The organism is Rugamonas sp. FW305-51 (assembly GCF_058786935.1).
In genome coordinates, this window is record NZ_JBYSZG010000008.1 from 103,435 (window position 1) to 124,452 (window position 21,018).

17 protein-coding genes are annotated in these 21,018 nt (G+C 64.6%); 8 read left to right on the forward strand and 9 right to left on the reverse strand.

Features of this window, described 5'->3' with window-relative positions:
- Position 1: 1 nt before the first annotated feature.
- The 4 genes from xdhB to AC3WOS_RS08375 all read right to left on the reverse strand — a co-directional run bounded on the left by xdhB (position 2) and on the right by AC3WOS_RS08375 (position 7,047).
- On the reverse strand, positions 2–2,353 hold the full coding sequence (gene xdhB, locus AC3WOS_RS08360) for a xanthine dehydrogenase molybdopterin binding subunit (RefSeq protein WP_492715439.1): 2,352 nt from the start codon (positions 2,351–2,353) through the stop codon (positions 2–4).
- On the reverse strand, positions 2,350–3,843 hold the full coding sequence (xdhA, locus tag AC3WOS_RS08365) for a xanthine dehydrogenase small subunit (protein ID WP_492715440.1): 1,494 nt from the start codon (positions 3,841–3,843) through the stop codon (positions 2,350–2,352). Before xdhA ends, xdhB begins: the two co-directional genes overlap by 4 nt.
- Positions 3,844–3,996: 153 nt before the next feature.
- Positions 3,997–5,754, reverse strand: a complete 1,758-nt coding sequence (locus AC3WOS_RS08370; protein WP_492715441.1) for an allantoate amidohydrolase — start codon at positions 5,752–5,754, stop codon at positions 3,997–3,999.
- A gap of 354 nt (positions 5,755–6,108) precedes the next feature.
- The gene (locus AC3WOS_RS08375) at positions 6,109–7,047 is read right to left on the reverse strand and encodes a LysR family transcriptional regulator (RefSeq protein ID WP_492715442.1); all 939 of its coding nucleotides are present in this window, start codon (positions 7,045–7,047) and stop codon (positions 6,109–6,111) included.
- 227 nt (positions 7,048–7,274) lie between these two features.
- On the opposite strand from AC3WOS_RS08375, the gene AC3WOS_RS08380 reads away from it, so the two are divergent.
- From AC3WOS_RS08380 to AC3WOS_RS08395, 4 genes are all read left to right on the forward strand, one after another.
- Positions 7,275–8,516: a urate hydroxylase PuuD gene (locus AC3WOS_RS08380; protein ID WP_492715443.1), complete on the forward strand. Its 1,242-nt coding sequence runs from the start codon at positions 7,275–7,277 to the stop codon at positions 8,514–8,516.
- A 29-nt stretch (positions 8,517–8,545) separates the two neighbouring features.
- The gene (locus tag AC3WOS_RS08385) at positions 8,546–10,171 is read left to right on the forward strand and encodes an HAL/PAL/TAL family ammonia-lyase (RefSeq protein ID WP_492715444.1); all 1,626 of its coding nucleotides are present in this window, start codon (positions 8,546–8,548) and stop codon (positions 10,169–10,171) included.
- 221 nt (positions 10,172–10,392) lie between these two features.
- Positions 10,393–11,694, forward strand: a complete 1,302-nt coding sequence (locus tag AC3WOS_RS08390; protein ID WP_492715445.1) for an NCS2 family permease — start codon at positions 10,393–10,395, stop codon at positions 11,692–11,694.
- 108 nt (positions 11,695–11,802) lie between these two features.
- Complete coding sequence (locus tag AC3WOS_RS08395; RefSeq protein WP_492715446.1) at positions 11,803–12,660, forward strand: outer envelope protein; 858 nt, start codon at positions 11,803–11,805, stop codon at positions 12,658–12,660.
- A 129-nt stretch (positions 12,661–12,789) separates the two neighbouring features.
- Here AC3WOS_RS08395 and AC3WOS_RS08400 read toward each other — a convergent pair whose 3' ends face one another.
- The 3 genes from AC3WOS_RS08400 to AC3WOS_RS08410 all read right to left on the reverse strand — a co-directional run bounded on the left by AC3WOS_RS08400 (position 12,790) and on the right by AC3WOS_RS08410 (position 15,877).
- Positions 12,790–13,359, reverse strand: a complete 570-nt coding sequence (locus tag AC3WOS_RS08400; RefSeq protein WP_492715447.1) for a Yip1 family protein — start codon at positions 13,357–13,359, stop codon at positions 12,790–12,792.
- A gap of 225 nt (positions 13,360–13,584) precedes the next feature.
- Positions 13,585–15,231 (reverse strand): methyl-accepting chemotaxis protein, encoded by a 1,647-nt coding sequence (locus AC3WOS_RS08405; RefSeq protein ID WP_492715448.1) that lies wholly within the window; start codon positions 15,229–15,231, stop codon positions 13,585–13,587.
- A gap of 175 nt (positions 15,232–15,406) precedes the next feature.
- The gene (locus tag AC3WOS_RS08410; RefSeq protein WP_492715449.1) at positions 15,407–15,877 is read right to left on the reverse strand and encodes an Lrp/AsnC family transcriptional regulator; all 471 of its coding nucleotides are present in this window, start codon (positions 15,875–15,877) and stop codon (positions 15,407–15,409) included.
- Positions 15,878–16,003: 126 nt separating this feature from the next.
- Here AC3WOS_RS08410 and AC3WOS_RS08415 point away from each other — a divergent pair, with 126 nt between their 5' ends.
- A complete protein-coding gene (locus tag AC3WOS_RS08415) occupies positions 16,004–16,306 on the forward strand; it encodes a hypothetical protein (protein ID WP_492715450.1) in 303 nt (100 codons plus the stop codon).
- Between the two features lie 29 nt (positions 16,307–16,335).
- Here the strand turns inward: AC3WOS_RS08415 and AC3WOS_RS08420 are convergent, their stop codons facing one another.
- The gene (locus AC3WOS_RS08420; protein WP_492715451.1) at positions 16,336–17,634 is read right to left on the reverse strand and encodes an NCS2 family permease; all 1,299 of its coding nucleotides are present in this window, start codon (positions 17,632–17,634) and stop codon (positions 16,336–16,338) included.
- Positions 17,635–17,908: 274 nt separating this feature from the next.
- On the opposite strand from AC3WOS_RS08420, the gene AC3WOS_RS08425 reads away from it, so the two are divergent.
- Positions 17,909–18,877 (forward strand): MBL fold metallo-hydrolase, encoded by a 969-nt coding sequence (locus AC3WOS_RS08425; protein ID WP_492715452.1) that lies wholly within the window; start codon positions 17,909–17,911, stop codon positions 18,875–18,877.
- 12 nt (positions 18,878–18,889) lie between these two features.
- On the opposite strand, the gene AC3WOS_RS08430 is transcribed toward AC3WOS_RS08425, so the two are convergent.
- On the reverse strand, positions 18,890–19,306 hold the full coding sequence (locus AC3WOS_RS08430; protein WP_492715453.1) for a DoxX family protein: 417 nt from the start codon (positions 19,304–19,306) through the stop codon (positions 18,890–18,892).
- 121 nt (positions 19,307–19,427) lie between these two features.
- Between AC3WOS_RS08430 and AC3WOS_RS08435 the strand changes: the two genes are divergently transcribed.
- Positions 19,428–20,315 carry a LysR family transcriptional regulator gene (locus AC3WOS_RS08435; protein ID WP_492715454.1) on the forward strand — a complete coding sequence of 296 codons (888 nt, stop codon included), beginning with the start codon at positions 19,428–19,430 and terminating at the stop codon, positions 20,313–20,315.
- Positions 20,316–20,376: 61 nt separating this feature from the next.
- The gene (locus AC3WOS_RS08440) at positions 20,377–21,006 is read left to right on the forward strand and encodes an FABP family protein (RefSeq protein ID WP_492715455.1); all 630 of its coding nucleotides are present in this window, start codon (positions 20,377–20,379) and stop codon (positions 21,004–21,006) included.
- Positions 21,007–21,018 lie beyond the last annotated feature (12 nt).

Genomic DNA, 21,018 nt, shown 5'->3' on the forward strand with positions numbered 1-21,018 from the left:
TTCAGCCTTGGGCCAGTTCCTGCACCGCGCTGATGGCGTTCAGGATCGCTTCGCTGGTAGCCGGGGCGCGCAGCGGCGGATTGAACTTGTGGTCCGCCACGCTGGAGCAGGCGTCGCGGATCGCCAGGAACACCGAGAACGGCAGCAGCAGCGGCGGTTCGCCGACCGCCTTGGAGCGGTGGATGCTGTCGGTCACGTTGCTGTTCTTGAACAGGCGGATGTCGAAGTCCTCCGGGCAGTCCGATACGCCGGGGATCTTGTAGGTCGACGGTGCATGCGTCATCAGCTTGCCGCCCGCGTTCCACCACAGTTCCTCGGTGGTGAGCCAGCCCATGCCCTGGATGAAGGCGCCTTCCACCTGGCCCACGTCGATGGCCGGGTTGAGCGACTGGCCTGCGTCGTACAGGGCGTTCACTTTCAGCAGCTTCCATTCGCCCGTCAGCGTATCGACCACCACTTCGGACACCGAGGCGCCGTAGGCATAGTAGGAGAACGGGTTGCCGCTCATGGTTTTCGGATCCCAGTGCAGGCCGGGGGTGGCGTAGAAGCCGTCCGACCACAGCTGGACGCGGGCCATGTAGGCCTTCTGCACCAGTTCCGGGAAAGGCACGGTATCGCCGTTGACATGCACCAGGCCCGATTCGAAGCGTACGTCATCGGCTTCGCCACCGTGGCGCTTGGCGGCAAAATCGGCCAGGCGCTTGCGGATGGTGTTGGCGGCGTCCTGTGCGGCCTTGCCGTTCAGGTCAGCGCCCGTCGATGCGGCCGTGGCCGAGGTGTTGGCCACCTTGCTGGTGTTGGTGGCGCTGGCGCGCACCATGTCCAGGCCTATGCCCAGTTCGTGCGCCACCACCTGGCACACCTTGGTGTTGATGCCCTGGCCCATTTCCGTGCCGCCGTGGTTGACCAGCACCGAGCCGTCCGTGTACACGTGCACCAGCGCGCCGGCCTGGTTGAAGTGAGTGACGTTGAAGGCGATGCCGAACTTGACCGGGGTCAGCGCCAGGCCGCGCTTGAGCACGGGGCTGGTGGCGTTGAAGGCGTTGATCTCGTCGCGGCGCTGGCGGTAGTCGCTCTCGCTGACCAGCTGTTCCACCAGTTCGTGGATCACGTTGTCGACGATCTTCTGGCCGTACTGCGTGACGTTGCGGCCTTCCTCGTCGTTGCGGCCGTAGAAGTTCACCTTGCGCACGTCCAGCGCGTCCATGCCCAGGTTGCGCGCGATCTCGTCCACGATGTACTCGATGGCGATGGCGCCCTGCGGGCCGCCAAAGCCGCGGAAGGCCGTGTTGGACTGGGTGTTGGTCTTGCCGCACATGGCGCGGATGTCCACGTCGCCCAGATAGTAGGTGTTGTCGAAGTGGCACACGGCGCGGGCGGCCACCGGGGCCGACAGGTCGGCCGAGTAGCCGGCGCGCGACACCATCTGCACCTTGGCGGCGCTGATGCGGCCATCGTCGCCGTAGCCGATCTCGTACTCGTAGTAGAAGCAGTGGCGCTTGCCGGTCACCATCATGTCGTCGTCGCGGTCGGCGCGCAGCTTGACGGGGCGCTTGGTGCGCGCGGCCGCGATGGCGGCGCAGGCGGCCCACAGCGCGGACTGCGATTCCTTGCCGCCGAAACCACCGCCCATGCGGCGGCATTCCACCACGATGTCGTGCGAATGGCGGTGCAGGGCGTGGGCCACCACGTGCTGCATCTCGGTGGGGTGCTGGGTCGAGCAGAACACGTGCATGCCGTCGCCTTCCTTCGGTACGGCGTACGAAATCTGGCCTTCCAGGTAGAACTGCTCCTGGCCGCCCACGTGCAGTTCGCCCTTGAGGCGGTGGGTGGAACGCTCGAACGCCGCTTGCGCGTCGCCGCGTGCCAAATGCATGGGCGGCACCACGAACGATTGCGCGTCGCGGGCGGCCTGCGGGGTCAGGATGGCCGGCAGTTCCTCGTATTCGATCACGGCCTTGCGCGCGGCGCGGCGGGCCTGGTCGTGGCTCTTGGCGACGACGATGAAGATGGGCTGGCCGACATACTGCACCAGTCCCTCGGACAGGATAGGGTCGTCGTGGATGATGGGGCCGCAGTCGTTGGTGCCCGGGATATCCTTGTGGGTGTAGACCGCCACCACGCCGGGCATGCGGCGCACCGGCTCCAGGTCCATGGACAGGATGTTGGCGTGCGCCTTGGCCGACAGGCCCAGCGCGGCGTGCAGCGTGCCTTGCGCTTCGGCGATATCGTCGGTGTAGGTGGCTTCGCCCAGCACGTGCAGCACGGCCGATTCATGTTTGTGCGACTTGCCCACTTCGGCCCAGGCCATCGGTACCTGCTGGGTCAGGAAAGCTTCCGTTTTGCTGTTCATGCTGCGGCGCCTCCTTCAGCGTAGTTGAATGCGTTGATCGACTGGATGGGCATGGCGCCGTCCGGGCGCGTCTCCAGCCAGTAGCGGCGCAGCAGGTTCTGGGCCGTCTTCATGCGGTAGTCGGCGCTGGCGCGCATGTCCGTCAGCGGCGTGTAGTCGCTGGCCAGTGCGGCCATTGCCAGCTTCAGGTTCTCTTCGTTCCATGGCTTGCCGTTCAGGGCCGCCTCGGCCAATGGTGCGCGGCGCGAGGTGGCGGCCATGCCGCCGTAGGCAATGTGGGCGTCGCTCACGATACCGGCGTCGTCCAGTGTGATGGCGTAGGCGCCGCAGACGGCGGAAATGTCCTGGTCGTAGCGCTTGGCCAGCTTGTAGGTGCGGAACTGCACACCCTTGCGCGGCAGCGGTATGCGCACGGCTTCCACGAACTCGCCCGGCGCCCAGTCCTTCTTCATGTAATCGAGGTAGAACTTCTCGAGCAGCAGCACGCGCTGTCCTTTTTCGCTGCGCAGCACGATCTCGGCACCGAGCGCGATCATCCACGGTGCGGAGTCGCCGATGGGCGAGCCGTTGGCGACGCTGCCGCCCAGGGTGCCCGTGTTGCGGATCGGCTGGGAAGCGAAGCGCTGCCACATTTCCGTCAGCTCGTCCTTGTAGTGCTCGCAGACGGCGCCGTAGGCGTCGTTCAGGTTGACGGCGGCGCCAATGTGCAGCATGCCGTTGCGTACTTCCATCTCGTGCAGTTCCTTGACCATGCGGACGTAGATCATGTCGCCCAGGTCGCGCATCTGCTTGGTGACCCACAGGCCCACGTCGGTGGAGCCGGCCACGATGGTGGCGGTGGGTTTTTCGGCCCGCAGGGTGGCCAGTTCGGCCAGCGTGCGGGGGGCATGGAAGGTCTGGCCGTCGTGGCTGTAGCTGAACATGGCGTCGCGCTGCAGGGCTTGCAGCGCCGTCTTGAGCGCATCGCGGTCGAACTGCACGGCAGGCAGTTCGCCCATGCGGCGCGCGGCGTCGATGATGGGGCGGTAGCCGGTGCAGCGGCACAAGTTACCGGACAGGGTTTCGTCGATGGTCTTGCGGCAGGGCGCTGCCGTCTGGCCTTCCTGCTTGAGGTAGAGGCTCCACAGCGACATGGCGAAGCCGGGGGTGCAGAAGCCGCACTGCGAGCCGTGGCACTCGACCAGCGCTTCCTGCACCGGGTGCAGGGCGCCGTCGGCCTGTTGCAGGTCTTCCACGGTGAATACGGCCTTGCCGTCGAGGGTGGGCACGAACTGGATGCAGGAGTTCACCGACTGCATGGCCACTTCGCCGTTCGGCTGGAGTTCGGCCACGACCACGGTGCAGGCGCCGCAATCGCCTTCGGCGCAGCCTTCCTTGGTGCCGGTGCAGTGCAGGTCTTCCCGCAGGTGCTGGAGCAGGGTACGGGTCGGTGCGCCTTGCGCGACGGTGTGGACCTCGCCGCGGTAGAAAAATCGAATTGGTTCTGACATTGGATGCTCCGCGCTGTTGAACTGATGCTGTTTGCACAGGTTAGCAGCCACCGGCCCACCTACCAATATCCGGGCTGCGATGGCTACTATGCTCAATTGATTATAGAAATCTGCTTTTGTATCGTTTGAATCTGATAAAACAGTGTCGTTACGTCAGGATTTCGGTTGGAAGTTGCGCAGGAAGTCCAGGAACACCTGGGCCGACACCTCGGCGTCGTCGGCCGTCATGGTTTCCAGCGGGTTGTGGCTGATGCCGCCGTTGCCGCAGCGCGTGAACAGCATGGCCACATCCGTCATGCGGGCCAATGCCATGGCATCGTGGCCGGCGCCGGACGGCAGCTCGAACACTTCCACGCCGGCCTGCTCGGTGGCGGCGGCGAACTGCCTGACCAGCCACGGCGCGCACGGCGCGGCCGGGGCGGACATGATCTTGGTCACCTTGATCTCCACCTGGCGGCGGGCGCAGATGGCTTCGGCCTGGTTCAGGATGTCGGTCACGGCGGCATCGCGGGTGGCATCGTCGGCGGCGCGGATGTCGAGCGACAGCTTGCAGGCGCCCGGGATCACGTTGACGGAACCGTCCGGCACCTGCAACTGGCCCACGGTGCCCACCAGCGACGGCGCCTGGCTGGCGCGCTGTTCGACGAACAGCACGATCTCGGCGGCTGCTGCGGCGGCGTCCTTGCGCATGGTCATGGGCGTGGTGCCGGCGTGGCTGGCCAGGCCGGTCAGCTCCACCTGGTAGCGGCAGCTGCCGGCGATGGAGGTGACCACGCCCACGGGCAGGTCGCGGTTCAGCAGCACGGGGCCTTGTTCGATGTGGACTTCGACGAAGGCCAGCACGTCTTCCGGCTTGCGGCCGACGGTGGGGATCGTGCTCACGTCGTGGCCCGCTTCCGTCAGCGCCTGGCGCATGGTGATGCCCTGGGCGTCGGCCTTGTCCAGCAGCGTCATGTCGAACTGGCCGATGACGGCGTTACTGCCCAGGAAAGTGCTCTGGTAGCGCACCCCTTCCTCTTCCGAAAAGCCGATGATCTCCAGGTGGAAGGGCAGGCGTTCGCCCCGTTCGTGCATATATTTGACGACGGCGATGGGCAGCAGGATGCCTTCGCGGCCATCGTACTTGCCGCCGTTGCGCACCGTATCGTAATGGGAGCCGGTCAGCAGGGACTTGGCGCCGGGGCGGTCGGACAGGTAGCGGCCCACCACGTTGCCGACCGGGTCGATATGCACTTGCATACCCGCTTCCGTCATCCACTCGGCCAGCTGGGCGGCCGTTTTCTTGTGGGCCGGCGTCATGTAGGCGCAGGTCAGGTTGTCCGGATCGTCGCTCCACGCGCCGATGATTTCCGACCACGCCATGATGGTGGGGCCGAAGCGGAACGGCAAGTCCATCAGCAGGTTCAGGCGCATGGCGGCGATGCGGCCGATCTGGCGCAGGCACTCGGCCAGTTCATCGTCGCGCTGAGCGCGCAGGCGGCGCGTGAAGTGGGCGATGATCTCCTGGCGGGTCAGGCCGTTGCCGGTCGGGCCCTTGACGGCCAGGATGAAGGGGAAGCCGAAGCGGGCGTTGTATTCAGCGTTGAGGCGGTGCAGGGTAGCCAGTTCCTCCGGGCTGCACTGGGTCAGGCCGGCCTTGGCCTGCTCGCCCGTGGACTCGGCCGTCAGGGTGCCGGCCAGGGCGGCCTTGCCGGCCAGCTCGGGGTGGGCGCGGACCAGGCCCAGTTGTTCCTCGACGGTGGCCTGGCGCACCACGCGCTCGAGTGCCTGCTTGAGGGCGGTCACGGTGGCGTAGGGGCGGCCGGCGGCGGCGCGCTCGGGGATCCACGGCGAGTGTTCATACAAGCCATGCAACAGCCGCGTGAATTCATCGGCGCCGCACTGGTTCAGGTGTTCGAGAGTGATCGTCATTTTTTGTGCAGGCGGCCCCACCAGCCTGTCTCCTCAGTATAGGTGGCCCGGCGCATGGGACCTGGCGCCGTCCTTGATATATGAAGAATAGTATAGGCACGGCAGCACTTATATATAAGCCACCGCGCATAGGGAAGTTCAGCATGCGGATATGGCAAGTGTTGCCCGCCCACCACGCCCGCGTCCCCAGCCGTCCAAATGCGCCGTCAAAAAAACGTCAACCAAAAAATGGGGACGTACCCCTTTTCCTAGGGACGTACCCCTTTTCCTAAAAATGGGGACGTACCCCATTTCTGTTCGCGTTTCCCCTTCTTCGGAAAAGGGGGACAGAAAAGGGGTACGTCCCAATTTATTCTATTTGCCGCTCAGGGCGGCGGCCGCTTGGGTGATCTGGTCGCGCAGCCATTTGTGCTCGGGGGCCTGGTGCACGCGCTCATGCCACAGCTGGTAGAAGCGCATCGCCGGGAAACGCAGCGGCACCGTGTAGACCTTGATCGGCAGGTTGCGCTCGTAGAAGCGCAGGTATTGGCGGCCCGTCGTCAGTACCAGGTCGGTCTGGGTCAGCATGTGGGGGATCAGGCTGAAATAGGCCGATTCCACCATCACGTTGCGCTCCAGACCCTGCTGCGCCAGGAAGCTGTCGATCACGCCGTGGAATCCGGGCAGCGTGGGCGAGGGCGCCACATGCGGCAGGTTCAGGTAGTCGTCCACCGTCATGTCGTTGGCACCCGTGCGCTTGGCGTAGGGCGAGTCGGCGCGCATGGCGCATACGATGGGGTCTTCGAACAGGCGCGACAGGTGCAAATGCTCGGGCGGCTCTTCCCAGTTGCCGATGATGAGGTCCAGGTCACCGTCCGACAGCATGCGGATCGAGTCCACTTCCTGCCCCAGGCTGTGGATGATGATGCGGCTTTTGGGCGACTCGCGTCGCAAGCGCGCCACAACCGTCGGTAAAAACTGGATGTCGAGGTAGTCCGGCGCGCCGATGCGGAAGGTGCGGCTTTCTTCCATCGAGGCGAACGGCGTCTTGTGCAAAAACAGCTGGCCCACTTCGTCCAGGATGCGCTTGGCGGGCTTCTTCAAACTCTCGCCGTGCTGGGTCGGCACCATGCCCCTTCCACCCCTTACCAGCAGCGGATCGCCCGTCAGTTCACGCAGTTTGCGCAGCGAGGCGGAGATGGAGGGTTGCGGCTGGTCGAGCTTGAGTGCGACGCGCGAGACGTTCTTTTCGCACAGTAACAGGTACAGGATGCGTATCAGGTGCAGGTCTAAATGATCGGGTAATTGTGCCATGGCTTTCAATGTCTATAACTTCGTTCCTATTTTTAATATACGTCGATTCCAATGTGAAAGGCCAGAATTAGTTTTATCGTTCAGTCCATGCCGCGCACTGCCTGTGCGTGGTCTTCAAAAACGGTCGCAGCGGAGCTTTCAACAGTTCGCGGCCAACAGGGACCAAGTCCCAATCGTCTGGAGCGCCCGCGGTGGCAGACGAGCTTAAATCCAATCAAGAGGAAGACATGGAACTGCTCGCATATGGCGTGGACTGGCTTAATTTATTGGTGCGCTGGCTGCACCTGATCACGGGGATCGCGTGGATCGGCGCGTCCTTCTACTTCGTCTGGCTCGACAACAGCATCCGTCCGCCCAAGCCCGGTTCCGACCTGGCCAAGAAGGGCGTGTCCGGCGAATTGTGGGCCGTCCACGGCGGCGGTTTCTACAACCCGCAGAAATACCTGGTGTCGCCGGCCGAGCTGCCGTCGGACCTGCACTGGTTCAAATGGGAGGCGTATGCCACCTGGCTGTCGGGCTTCTCGCTGCTGTTCATCGTCTACTACTTCAACGCGTCGGCCATGATGATCGACAAGTCCGTGGCCGACCTGACCCAATGGCAATCGATCGCCGTCGGCCTCGGCAGCCTGCTGTTCGGCTGGATCGTCTACGACGGCCTGTGCCGCTCGCCATTGGGCAAGCGCGAAGGCTTGCTGGCCATCGTCATGTACGTGTTCATCGTCGCCATGGCCTTCGTCCTGACCCACTTCCTCAGCGGCCGCGCGGCCTACATCCACGTGGGCGCCATGATCGGCACCATGATGGTCGGTAACGTGCTGATGCTGATCATCCCCGGCCAGCGCAAGCTGGTGGAAGCGATGGAGCGGGGCGAAGCGCCCGATCCCATCCACGGCAAGAAGGCCAAGCAACGTTCCGTCCACAACAACTACTTCACGCTGCCTGTGCTGCTGATCATGATCAGCAACCACTACGCCATGACCTACAGCCATGCCTACAGCTGGGCGCTGCTGGGCGCCATCATCGCCGCCGGCGTGCTGATCCGCCACTTCTTCAACCTGCGCCACCATGGCCGCACGGCCTGGGGCTTCCCCGCCGCCGGCGTCGCCATCCTGCTGGCCGTGGCCATCGTGATCGCGCCCCGTCCCGCCGCCCAGGCCGCCCCATCGGCCCAGGCTGGTGTCAGCGGTGAGGAACATGCCGCCGCCGTGGCCGCGCCGGACTTCGGCCGTGTGCAAGCCATCATCAACCAGCGTTGCGTGAGCTGCCACTCGGCCACCCCGACCCAGCCCGGCTTTGCCACCGCACCGGCCGGCATCATGCTCAACACCCCCGAGCTGATCCACCAGAACGCGACCAAGGTCAACCAGCAGGCCGTCGTCCTGAAGGCTATGCCAATTGGCAACATGACCAACATTACGCCCGAAGAGCGCGCCGAAATCGGCGCCTGGTTCGCGGCCGGCGCCAACTGAGCGCCCTATAACTAATCGAAAGAGCAATCATGACAACGACAACCATCAACGGTTTCAACCTGACGGCGGCCCAAGTGGTGGCCGTGGCGCGCGACCACAGCATCGAAGTGAACCTGGCCGCCTCCTCCCGCGCGGCCCTGAAGGAAAGCCGCGACTACATCGAATCGACCTGGATGCACGATGAAGCGCCCATGATGTACAGCTTCAACACGGGTGTGGGCATGCTCAAGGACACCCGCGTCAAGGTGCAGGACATCAACCTGTTCCAGACCCAGCTGATCAGGGCCCACGCGGCCGGCATGGGCGAGCCGTTCCCGGAAGAGGTGAGCCGCGCCACCATGCTGCTGCGCGCCAACGCCTTCGCCAGCAACTACTCGGCGCCGCGGGTGGAAGTGGTGGACCGCCTGCTGGCCTTCGTCAACGCCGGCATCCACCCCATCATGCCGCAGAAGGGTTCCGTGGGCGCCTCGGGCGACCTGGCGCCGCTGTCCTACCTGGCGGCCGCCATCTGCGGTTTCGAGCAGGCCGAAGTGATCTACCGGGGCAAGCGCATGTCGGCGCCGGAAGCGATCCGCGCCGCCAACGTGGGCCCGGTGGAATTCGAACTGAAGGCCAAGGATGCGTCGGCCCTCATCAACGGTTGCACCGTGTCGCTGGCCGTGGCCCTGCTGGCGGCCAGCGATGCCCGCAACCTGCTGTCGGACGCCTGCCTGTCGCTGGGCCTGACGCTGGAAGCGATGCGCGCCGAGATGTCGGCCTTCGACCCCCGCATCCACACGGCCCGTCCGCACGCCGGCCAGATCAAGACGGCGGCCATCATGCGCCACCTGCTGGAAGGCTCGACCCGCACCACCCACGAAGCGCGCGCCGTGCAGTTCCCCGAAGAGCTGCGCCGCACCGACATTCCCTACACGGCCCGCATCCAGGACGTGTACTCGCTGCGCTGCGCGCCGCAAGTCTACGGCCCCGTGTTCGATGCGCTCGACTACATCGACACCATCATAGCCAAGGAAGTGAATTCGGCCACCGACAATCCGCTGATCTTCAGCAAGGACGAGGGCGGCTTCGAGATCATCTCGGGCGGTAACTTCCACGGCCAGTACCTGGCGCAGGCCATGGACTTGCTGGCCATGGCCGTGGCCGACCTGGGCAGCATCGTCGAGCGCCGCGTGGCGCGCCTGATCGACCCGACGCTGTCCTGGGGCTTGCCGCGCAACCTGATGTCGGGCGTGCGGGGCGTGAACACGGGCTATCCCGTCGTGCAGTGCTCGCTGAGCTCGCTGGTCATGGAGAACCGCACCCTGTGCATGCCGGGCAGCGTGGATTCGATTCCGGCCAAGGGCAACAGCGAAGACCACGTGTCGAACTCGACCTGGTGCGCCCGCAAGGCGGCCACCGTTGTGGAAAATACACAATACATCGTCGGCGTGGAAATGTTATTGGCCGCCCAGGCGCTCACCATGACGGAAGACTTGCTGCCCGGTTTCGTGCTGGGCAAGGGCACGGCCGCCGCCTACGCGTCCGTGCGCAGCCAGATTCCGGCCTGCCTCGATGGTGACCGTTGGTTCCACGACGACATCACCATGGCGCGCTCCTTCATCACCACGGGCTCGGTACGCAAGGCCGTGGAAGCACAGATTGGACAATTCGTATAAACCGGCTGGTTACAAAATTAGAGGAGGGCAGTAAGGGGCATGCGCCGCACACCATGCGGCGCGCCCCAGCTGTTATGGGAAATAGCAGATAGCAAGTATGCCGTCATCCGCACGTGGTGCGGCGGCAGGTGGGCTAAGGTCACATCAAGTCAGCGCTGGTTGTTCCCTTGTTTAATCAGCGCATGGCTACAGCAGTACTAAAACAGAACATGGAGACAAAAATGTTGTTACTCGAGAAATTCTTCAAACTGAAGGAAAACGGGACGGACGTCCGCACCGAACTGGTGGCCGGCCTGACCACTTTCCTGACCATGGCGTATATCATCTTCGTCAATCCTTCCATCCTGGGCGATGCCGGCATGCCGAAAGGCGCCGTCTTTGTTGCCACCTGTGTCGCGGCCGCATTGGGCTGCCTGGTCATGGGCCTGTATGCAAACTATCCGATTGCATTGGCACCGGGCATGGGGCTGAACGCTTACTTTGCCTATGTCGTCGTCAAGGGCATGGGCATGCCGTGGCAGATGGCGCTGGGCGCCGTGTTCATCTCGGGCTGCCTGTTCCTGTTCGTCAGCGTGTTCAAGCTGCGCGAAATGATCGTCAATGGCATACCGCACTCGATACGCACCGCCATCACGGTCGGTATCGGCCTGTTCCTGGGCCTGATCTCGCTGAAGAGCGCCGGCATCGTGGTCGCCAATCCCGCCACCCTGGTGGGCGTGGGCAACCTGCACTCGGCGCCCGTGATCCTGGCCATCCTCGGCTTCTTCCTGATCGTGGCACTGGACAAGCTGCAAGTGAAGGGCGCCATCCTGATCGGTATCCTGGCCGTGACGGTGCTGAGCTTCTTCTTTGGCGGCAACCAGTTCAACGGCATCGTATCGGCGCCGCCTTCGCTGGAACCGACCATCTTCAAGCTGGACATCATGGGCGCCGTCTCCGTGGGCCTGCTGAACGTGGTGCTGGTGTTCTTCCTGGTTGAACTGTTCGACGCCACCGGCACCCTGATGGGTGTGGCCAACCGCGCCGGCCTGCTGGTCAACGGCAAGATGGAACGCCTGAACAAGGCCCTGCTGGCCGACAGCTGCGCCATCGTGGCCGGCTCCATGCTGGGCACCTCGAGCACCACCGCCTACATCGAAAGCGCGGCCGGCGTGCAAGCCGGTGGCCGTACCGGCCTGACGGCCGTGGCCGTCGCCGTGCTGTTCCTGGCGGCCCTGTTCATCTCGCCACTGGCGGGCGTGGTGCCGGCTTACGCCACCGCACCGGCCCTGCTATACGTGGCTTGCCTGATGCTGCGCGAACTGGTCGACATCGACTGGAGCGACACCACCGAAAGCGTGCCCGCCGCCATCGCGGCGCTGACCATGCCGTTCACGTACTCGATCGCCCTGGGCGTGGCTTTCGGCTTCATCTCCTACGCGGTGCTGAAGCTGTTGACCGGCCGTGTGCGCGAAGTGCGCCCTGTGATCTGGGCGATTGCCTGCGTGTTCACCTTCAAGTTCGTCTACCTCGGCGCAGGCTGAGGCGGCGTACTTACTTTCCCCCTGCGGTACAGCCGTGCCGGCGCCAGCGATGGCGCCGGCGGGGCGAACCGCATCCATCACTTTGGTATCGACATGATTAAAACTACAATGAGACAGCTGCCACAGATTACTTCCATCGCCTGCCTGTGCCTGGCCGGCACTGCCGCCCACGCCGCCAACTGGAGCGACACCTCCATTAGCTGGCGTACCGGCAACGATTACCGCGAGCCGTTCAATCCCAACGACATCAAGAAGAACATCTTCGCCCTGACCAGCGTCAGCGGTTACGCCTACGGCACCAACTTCTTCAACGTGGATTTCCTGGTGTCGGACAAGAACGACCCGGCCTCGCTGACCCAGACCGCGGGCGCGCAGGAAGCCTACGTGCTGTATCGCCACACGCTGGACCTGGCCAAGGTGAGCGGCACCAGCATGAAGTTCGGCCCCGTCAACAGCGTGGGCCTGACGGCCGGTTTCGACGTCAACACCAAGAACGACGTCGGCTACAACTCGCGCAAGCGCATGCTGGTGCTGGGCCCCACGCTGATGTGGGACGTGCCGGGCCACCTGAACACCAGCCTGCTGCTGCTCAACGAAAGCAACGCCCCGAGCGGCGCCTTCCCGCCGATCTCCACCGTCACGGGCCGCTACACCTACAAGACCCATGCCATGCTGACGGCCGACTGGGCCATTCCGGTCGCCTCGCTGGTCTCGTTCGAAGGCTTTGCCAACTTCATCGCGGCCAAGGGCAAGGACGAAGTGGGCAACGACACCGGCGCTGAAACCAATATCGACCTGCAGCTGATGCTGGACGCGGGCGCCGCCATGGGCCACGCCAAGAACGTGTTCAAGGTCGGCATCGAGTACCAGTACTGGCGCAACAAGTTCGGCAACACCTCGGCCACCACGGGCGGCCAGGGTTACGTGGCCAAGACGCCGATGCTGCGGGCCGAATACCACTTCTGACAGAAAAAGGGGTACGTCCCCATTTTTTAATGGGGACGTACCCCATTTTTGATTAAGCCGACGCGCCGCAACTGCGACCCGTCGGCTTTTTTAGAAAAAGGGGTACGTCCCCATTTTTGGGGATGCCGGTCAGGACATCAGGCTCAGCTTGACGAATACGCACAGCAGCGTCCACACGAGGGCGCCGACGGCGTAGGCCTGGGAGCAGATTTCCTGCGCTTCCATGTCGTTGCTGATCTTGAGGATGGTGGTGCTGCCCTGGAATAGCAGCATCAACGCGGCCAGCAGGCCCACCACGAGGATGGCTACCGTCAGCAGCAGGCTGGGGATGGCCAGCGCCAGCGCCGACAGCCACATGGGCACGGCCGAAATGGCCGCCAGCAGCAGCGTGTCGCGGAATTCAACGCGCACCTGGTGCGCCTCGGCGATGGTCTTGATGGCCTGCGCCATCAACGGTACGGTACACAACTCGGCCAACAGGAACAGGACGGCGATCATCTGGAAACGCTGGGCCGAGGCCGTCATCCAGTACACCTCCGGATGGTGGCTGCCGGCGTAGATCAACATGGCAGGCGGGATCAGCGACAGCGGCAGCACCAGCGACAACAGGGTCTTCCAGATCGCGGGGTGGACCTGGCTTAGTTTGTCCCAGGCGCCGTGGGCGGAAAACGGCATCTTCAAAAAGTCTAACGTGCTCATATCGCATCTCCTCGAGTTGATTGGCTTGTGACCGGCAGGGGACTGTGGCCATGCCCCTGTTGAGGAAACTATATCACTTTGTGAGGTATCTGAAAGCCGTTCCCGGGCGCCGAACCCACGTCAAATCAAGTTTGATGCACACGCGCGGGCAGGGCAACCGGCGTCAGATCAAGCCGGCCGCGCATTTGCGGCGCGCTTGCCGCCCAATTGCCGCCCAATTGCTGCTCATGCCAGCTGGCGCCGCAGGACGGGCGCCGTCACCGCCGCGCGCGGCCGGTGCGCCGTTGCGCCCGGCAGCTTGAAGATGCTTACCAGCTCGGCCAGCCGGCTGGCCTGGTCCTGCATCGAGGCCGCCGCCGCCGCGGCCTGTTCCACCAGCGCCGCGTTTTGCTGGGTCACGCCATCGATATCCATGATGGCCGCGTTGACCTGCTCGATGCCGGAGGTCTGCTCCTGGCTGGCCGCCATGATTTCGCCCATGATGTCGGTCACGTGCTTGACGCTGTCGACAATGGCCGTCATCGTCACGCCGGCGTCGGCCACCAGCGTGCTGCCCAGCCGGACCTGGGTCACGGAATCGTTGATCAGGGCCTTGATCTCGTGGGCGGCCGAGGCGCTGCGCTGGGCCAGGTTGCGCACTTCCGAGGCGACGACGGCAAAGCCGCGCCCCTGTTCGCCGGCGCGGGCCGCTTCCACGGCCGCGTTCAGGGCCAGGATGTTGGTCTGGAAGGCGATGCCATCGATGACGCCGATGATGTCGCTGATCCGCGACGAGGCGGTGTTAATGGCCGTCATGGTCTGCACCACGCGGCCCACCACGTTGCCGCCGTCGGTCGCCACCGAGGATGCCTTGATGGCCAGCTGGTTGGCGGTGCGGGCATTGTCCGCGTTTTGCTTGACGGTGCCCGTCAGTTCCTCGATCGAGGCGGCCGTCTCCTCCAGCGAACCGGCCTGCTGTTCCGTGCGGCGCGACAGTTCCTGGTTGCCGCCGGCGATCTCCGACGAACTGGTGGCGATCTGCTCGGTGCCGCTGCGCACCTGGCTGACTAGGTCGGCCAGCTTGTCGCGCATGGTTTCGAGCGCGGCCAGCAGGCTGTCTTCCGTACGGCTGCGGTGCGCGATCTGCACCGACAGGTCGCCGTCGGCGATACGGCCGGCGATGCGGCTCGCTTCGCGCGGCTCGCACCCCAGCTCGCGCAGCAGGCCGCGCACCAGCAGCCAGGCGCCAATGCCGCCCAGGCCCAGGGCCGCCACGCCCATCAGCAGCAACTGGGTGCGGGCGTTGGCGTAGCCGGCGTTGGACTGGGCCGATTCGCGCGCCATGTGCTCGGACTGCAGCTTGACCAGCGTTTGCAGGGCCGTCACGTACTCCTGTTCGGACAGGCGGATGGTGGCGTTGAGCATGCTCTTCGCTTCCGTCAGGCTGCCGGCGTTCAGCAGCTGGAACAGTTCCTTCTGGTTGGCCTGGTCGGCCTCGCTGGCCTTGATGATGTCGTCCAGCGCGCGCTTGTCGGCCGGCTCGCGCAAGCTGGCCTGCAAGCCCGTTACCAGGGCCGCGTTGCGCGCGCGCACGGGCTTGATCTGCTGGGCCACCGCGTTTTCGCCCTGGTACTCGGCGGCGATGATGGCGCTGCGCAGCAGCTGGTGGATGATGGCCACGTTGTATTTCACTTCGCTCGCATCGGTCACCTTGCGGTACTGGTCTTGCAGGATGGTGTCCACCCGCTGCTGCATGCCGGCCATGGCCAGCAGCGAGACGCCGATGATGGCCACCAGCAGCACCATGGTCAGGCCGAAGCCCATCGTCAGTCGCAATCCTATGTTGAGCTTACCTAGCGCTGCGGCGCAGCGCAGGTAGAAATTCTTGGCCATGCGGGGGTCTCCTGAGTGGATCGTTCTGTGCCGGGATGAAATCTATTTTTGATTTCTTGAAATTCATTGTGTTCCGGCAAGGACAGTAGCCGCTTGTCATTTAATGACAATCAATTATCATTTCACGACTCGGGGGCGCGGCTGGCTCAGGTTGTTGTATGGCGGCCCCACCAGTTTACGGCTCGACGGAATAGCTGCGTTTCAGGCAGCGCAGTACGAAGGTGGAGCGGCTGTGGCGCAGGCCGGGCAGCTTGTACAGTTTGCGGCGCAGGAATTCCTCGTAGCCGGCCGTGCCGGCCACGGCCACCTTGATCAGGTAGTCATATTCGCCCGTCAGCAGGTAAGCTTCCATCACTTCCGGCAGCTCGGCCAGGGCCTGGCCGAATTTTTCGAAGATCTCGTCGTCGTGGCGGTCCAGCGTCACTTCGATGATGACGGTGTCGGGATAGCCGAGCGATTGCTGGCTGAGCAGGGCGGTGTAGCCTTCGATCACGCCCCGTTCTTCGAGCGCCCGGACCCGGTTCCAGCAAGGCGTGGTGGACAGTCCCACTTTTTCTGCCAGCCTGGTGTTACTGAGGCGGCCATCGAGGCGCAGTTCGCGCAGGATGCGGCGGTCGACTTCGTCGAGTTCGTGGTGGTGTTCCATGATTTTGCCAAGCGATGGATGAAGATTCTTCTATTCTAACAATCCATGGAGGAATCTTCTAGATAATGCCCAATTCATGGCGCATTACGGGAGCCTATTCCCGGCCCTGGACGGTATAGTTCTCGCATGACTACCTGCACCCGACTCCACCAAAAGACCCTCCGTTTCTGCATCGAAGCCGATGGCGCCATTGCCACGCTGGAGGGCGCGCTGGCCATCGTGCGGCGGCTGGGGCTGGAACTGCGCAGCCTGCGCACGACGGGCGGGGCGGCCGGACTGGAAGTGCTGATGCGGATCGCCGCCGAGGAAGAGGATGCGCTGGTGCTGTGCCGCCAGCGCCTGCACAACGTGATCGGTATCCTGCCGATCCGTGAAATGCCGATGCTGGTGGCGGTGGGCGGTGAGCTCCGGTTCAGGCGGCAGGCCTGAACCGGCAAGGGGGACGGCCGTGGCGGGGCTCAGGCCTTCAGGTAGGCGTACTTGAACAGGAAGATGGCGGCGATCAGCCATACGATGGGCTTGACCTTGCGCGCCTGGCCCGTGGCCAGCTTGAGCGCGGCGTAGGTGATGAAGCCGAAGGCGATGCCGTGTGCGATCGAATAGGTGAACGGAATCAGCAGGGCCGTCACGGCGGCCGGCACGCTCTCGGTGGTATCGCTCCAGTCCACCTCGACCAGGTCGCGCAGCATCAGGCAGGCCACGTACAGCAGGGCCGGCGCCGTCGCATAGGCCGGCACCACGCCGGCGATGGGGGCGATGAACAGGCTGGCCAGGAACAGCGCCGCCACCACCAGGGCGGTCAGCCCCGTGCGGCCGCCGGCCTGCACCCCGGCCGCGCTTTCGATATAGGCCGTGGTGCTGGAGGTGCCCAGCAAGGAGCCGGCCACGATGGCGCAGCTGTCGGCCAGCAGGGCCTTGTTCAGGCGCTCCATCCTGCCGTTCACGAGCAGGCCGGCGCGGCTGGCCACGCCCATCAGGGTGCCGGTGGCGTCGAACAGTTCGACCAGGAAGAACACCAGCACCACATTGAGCAGGCCGACGGAGAAGGCGCCCTGCAGGTCCAGCTTGAACAGCGTGGGGGCGATGGACGGCGGCAGCGACACCAGGCCGCGGAAGGTATTCCCGCCCAGGAAGAAGCTGAGCACCGTCACGGCGACGATGCCGATCAGGATGGCGCCTTTCACCTTGAGCCTGTCGAGCGTGACGATCAGCACGAAGCCGAAGATGGCCATGATGGCGGCCGGTTTGTGCAGGTCGCCCACGCCCACCAGCGTGGCCGGATTGGCCACCACGATGCCGGCGCTCTTCATCGCGATCAGGGCCAGGAACAGGCCGATGCCGACCGTGATGGCGGTGCGCAGCGAGTGCGGGATGCCGTTGACGATCTGTTCCCGTATCCCGAATACGCTCACCAGCACGAACAGGCAGCCGGAGATGAACACGGCGCCCAGCGCCGACTGCCATGGTATGCCCATGCCCAGCACGACGGCGTAGGCGAAGTAGACGTTCAACCCCATGCCCGGCGCCAGCGCGATCGGGTAGTTGGCATACACGCCCATGATGATGGTGCCCAGCGCGGCGGCGAAGCAGGTGGCCACGAACACGGCTTCCTTCGGCACGCCCGCATCGCCCAGGATGGTGGGATTGACGAAGATGATGTAGGCCATGGTCAGGAAGGTCGTCACGCCGGCCACCACTTCGGTGCGCACGTCGGTGCCATTCTCTTTGAGCCTGAAGAATTTTTGCAGGAAGGTCACAATAGTCTCCGTGTCGTGGTCTGTGGAGGCGCACCAGGCGCAGAGGGCGAGAGCATAGCACGATGGGGCAACGGCAAAAATGGATTATTGACAACTGCGCAAGAGTCGCGTGTTGGCGGCCCGGTGCCGAATCGCTGGCCGCGTGCCCTCGTCATTTGCTACACTTTCCTCATCGGGGAGACAGCATGCGCACCGGCATGCGCCCGCAACACCCAGGCTTGTCGATCATGAAGCGAATGCGGTTCCAATATGCCATCCGGCCGGAGGGGACGGCATGAAGGCGAAGATATGGGGCGCGCGCGGCTCGCTGCCCGTGGCGCTGAACCATGCCCAGGTGCGCGCCAAGCTGGTGGCCGCGCTGGAAGGGGCCATCGGGCGCGGCCTCGACACGCCGGACAAGGTCGCCGCCTACGTCGACACCGAGCTGCCGTTCGATGTGCGCGGCACCTACGGCGGCAATTCAAGCTGCGTGGAGGTGCAGGTATGGGACCCGGCCGTCAGCCACCAGCATGTGATCCTGGACATGGGCTCGGGCGCGCGCGCGCTGGCCGGCGCCAAGCTGGCCCGCTACGGGCGCGACCATCCGCAGACCTACCACGTGTTCATGTCCCACCTGCACTGGGACCACATCATGGGCTTCCCGTTCTTTACGCCCGCCTACATCCCCGGCAACCGCATCATCATCTACGGCTGCCACGCGGAGCTGGAGCAGGCGTTCCGGCGCCAGCAGGAACCGATCAGCTTCCCGGTCCGCTTCGAGCAGATGGCCGCGCATATCGAGTTTCGCACGATGGCGCCCGGCATCCCGGTCGAGATCGACGGCCTGCGGGTGACGGCCATGCGCCAGCTGCACGGCGGCGATTCCTACGGCTACCGGCTCGAGCACGGCCAGCATGCGGTGGTCTACAGCACCGATTCGGAACACCGGCTGGACGATGCGGCCCAGCGCCTGGCCTTCGTCGAATTCTTCCGCGATGCGGACCTGGTGATCTTCGACGCCATGTATTCGCTGGCCGAAGCCATTTCCGTCAAGGCCGACTGGGGCCATTCCAGCAACGTGGTGGGGGTGGAGCTATGCCAGCTGGCCGGCGTGCACAAGCTTTGCCTGTTCCATCATGAGCCGGTGCAGGGCGATACCCAGATCGAACGGGTGCTGGACGAGACGCGGCGCTACGCCGAAGTGACGGGCGAAGCGCCGCTGGAGGTGGTGTCGGCCTACGATGGGATGGAGATCGATCTGTAGGCCGCCCCCATCTCAGGCCGCGCTGCGCACCAGGGTGCCGCGCTGGCGGGCGTCCAGGCTGAATGTACCGGCGCCGTAGGCGGCAATCTGCAGCAGGCCGCCGGCCATTGCGATATTTTTCAGCAGGTGGATCAGCTGGTTCTGGTCGCCGATGGCGTGGTGGAAGATCATCCCCGTCACCAGCGAAAACGCGGCCAGCACCAGCGCCGTGGCGCGCGTCTGCAGGCCGGCAATCAGCAGCAGGCCGCCGCCCACTTCAATTGCGATGGCTCCGATCAGCCCCAGCGTGGGGAGGGGCAGTCCCATGGCGCCGATGTAGCCGATGGTGGCGGCCGGCGCGGCGATCTTGCCCAGGCCGCTGAAAACGAAGATGGTGGCCATCAGCAGACGGCCGATCAGGGGCAGGGTGGTGGTGTTGGCGTTGTTCATGATAGCTCCTTGGGTTTTGGTGGTGGAGCGCGATGTGCGATCCGATGACTGCATGGTAGGTGCTGGACTGCCATCGCGGAAGCCTATATATTTAGATGGAATCCATCTACCGGAGCGATACATGCTTGACGCCATGTCCCTGGACCAGCTGCGCACCTTCATCGCCGCCGCCGACGAAGGCAGTTTTTCCGCCGCCGGCCGCAAGCTGCGGCGCGCCCAATCCGTGGTCAGCCAGACGCTGGCCAACCTGGAGCAGCAGATCGGCTTTGCCCTGTTCGACCGCAGCGGGCGCTATCCGCGCCTGACGGAGGCCGGCGCCGCCCTGCTGGACGACGCCCGGGCCACGGCCAGCAGCATGGACAGCTTCAAGGCCCGCGCCCGCACGCTGGCCGAAGGGCTGGAGCCGGAGCTGTCGGTGGTGGTGGACGTCATGTTCCCCATCGCCGCGCTGACGGAGGCGGTACGCTCGTTCCACCAGCAGTTTCCGCGCACGCCGCTGCGGCTGTACGTGGAAGCCCTTGGCGCCGTGGTGCAGCCGGTGCTCGATGGCCGTTGCCGGCTCGGTATCGTCGGATCGTTTCCCGATGTGCCGCCCGAATGCACCCGCGAATTCCTGCTCGACGTGCCGGGCCTGCTGGTGGCCGCGCCTGGCCATCCGCTGGCCATGCATGCGGCCCCGGCGCCGCTGGAGGAGGCGGCCCGTCACGTGCAGCTGGTGCTGACCGACCGATCCAGCATGACGCAGGGGCGCGACTTCAACGTCATGTCGCCCCAGGTGTGGCGGTTGGCCGATCTGGGCGCCAAGCTGTCGTTTCTGCGCGCGGGGCTGGGCTGGGGCAGCATGCCGCGCCACATGGTGGAGGACGACCTGGCGCGCGGCACGCTCGTGCCGCTGGAGATCGAGGGCGGGCCGGCGTTCGGCGCGGGCTTTTCCATGCGCGCCCTGTACCGTAAGGACACGCCGCCAGGGCCAGCCGGGCGCTGGTTCATGGAGCGCATCCGCCAGTGATGGCCATCCTTGCTCTACAATATCCCTCACCGAGCAGGCAACCAACTGAAAGGCACGAGGCATGAGCGAATTTTCGCAGGATATCTACACCGAACCATCCGACATCGACATCCGCACGCTGGAAAACCTGGGGCCGTTGCGGCCCATGGCCGGTGTGTGGGAAGGCAAACGGGGGCTGGACATCAAGCCCAAGGCGGACGGTCCGCGCAAGCAGGCCTTTGTCGAACGCATCGAGCTGCAGCCAATCGACCCGGTCACCAACGGCCCCCAGCTGTTCTACGGCCTGCGCTACCTGATCCTCATCACCAAGCCGGAACAGGTCAAGACTTACCACGAGCAGGTGGGCTACTGGTTGTGGGAGCCGGCCACCGGCACCGTGATCCAGACCCTGGCCATCCCGCGCGGCCAGATTGCAATGGCATCGGGCAAGGCGGCCCCCGGCGACCGCAGTTTCGAACTGGTGGCGCAGCGCGAGCAGGATACCTACGGCATCTGCTCCAACCCCTTCCTCGAATACGGTTTCAAGACGACGGAATACCGCATCAAGGTCACCATCAACGACGACGGGACCTGGGGCTACGAAGAGGATACGGTGATGCAGATCCGCGGCAAGGATGAACCGTTCCACCACATGGACCGCAACCTGCTGGTCAAGGTGGCCGAGCCGACCCCCAATCCGATGGCGCGCTGACGGCGCGCGGCG